This is a genomic window from Mesorhizobium sp. M7A.F.Ca.CA.004.04.2.1, from assembly GCF_004022825.1.
GTDB lineage: Bacteria > Pseudomonadota > Alphaproteobacteria > Rhizobiales > Rhizobiaceae > Mesorhizobium.
In genome coordinates this window covers 1-810 of sequence record NZ_RZPH01001560.1, presented here as the reverse complement: position 1 = coordinate 810, position 810 = coordinate 1, and the positions used below count along the sequence as shown (strand labels likewise).

At 60.0% G+C, this 810-nt stretch carries 1 protein-coding gene and 1 pseudogene; both read left to right on the top strand.

The window, feature by feature from the left end:
- Positions 1 to 201, top strand: a pseudogene (locus EN893_RS36130) (ammonium transporter); the annotation flags it as partial.
- 254 nt (positions 202 to 455) lie between these two features.
- On the top strand, positions 456 to 731 hold the full coding sequence (locus tag EN893_RS36125; RefSeq protein WP_127267328.1) for a hypothetical protein: 276 nt from the start codon (positions 456 to 458) through the stop codon (positions 729 to 731).
- Positions 732 to 810: the final 79 nt, after the last annotated feature.

Sequence of the window (810 nt, the reverse complement as noted above, 5' to 3'; positions counted from 1 at the left end):
TTTGCTGCCGGCTATGCCGGCACGGCCACCCAGCTCCTGGCGCAGGCCAAGGGTGTCCTGGTGACCCTGCTGTGGTCGGGTATCGGCAGCGCCATCCTCTACAAGATCGTCGACCTGATCATCGGCCTGCGTCCGACAGCCGACGCAGAGCGCGAAGGCCTCGACCTCACCTCGCATGGCGAAGCGGCCTACCACTCGTAAGCCCGTGCGGGACGGCATTGGCCGCCCCGCAATTCCTATCCCGTCGTGATGCTCCCGAAAGGAGTTCACGCATTGAGGCCCGGATCGCATCCGGGCCTCTTTTTTTGGCAAGTCATTCCGGCAATGCCCGCCTTGGCGCAATCACGTTCGTGTGATCAAGCTTTTTGAGGAAACAACGACCGCTCTGGTTCCGAACTGGGGGGACGATCGTCGTTCTGACGCTCGTGCCAAACAACAGGGAAGGAAACCATTTCATGAACCTCAAGAATATCTGCCTTGGAGCGCTCGCTCTTTCCATGGTCAGCGGCTTTGCATTTGCCGGCGCTCTGGATGAGCCCGACAACATGGCGCCGTTCTTCACGGATTCCGGCATGAAGACCATGAAGCCGATGGCGGATTTCAAGACCGCTTTCATGGCCATGCCGATGGAAAAGCAGGAAGCGATGAAGAAGGAATGCCAGGATGCGGCGATGAGCAAGCCGTATGCGGAATTCTGCGCCAATGTGCAGGCGCTCGGCGGCGCCAACTGATTTGTCCGGTCGGGCCGAGGCCCGATCTTTGTTCCAAACGACCAATGGCGGGCCCGGCAGTCCGCCATTGTTTCGGCAG

What these genes read in the sequence shown, in the direction of transcription:
- EN893_RS36125 (WP_127267328.1), top strand. Translation starts at nt 456, where the DNA reads ATGAACCTCAAGAATATCTGCCTTGGAGCGCTCGCTCTTTCCATGGTC.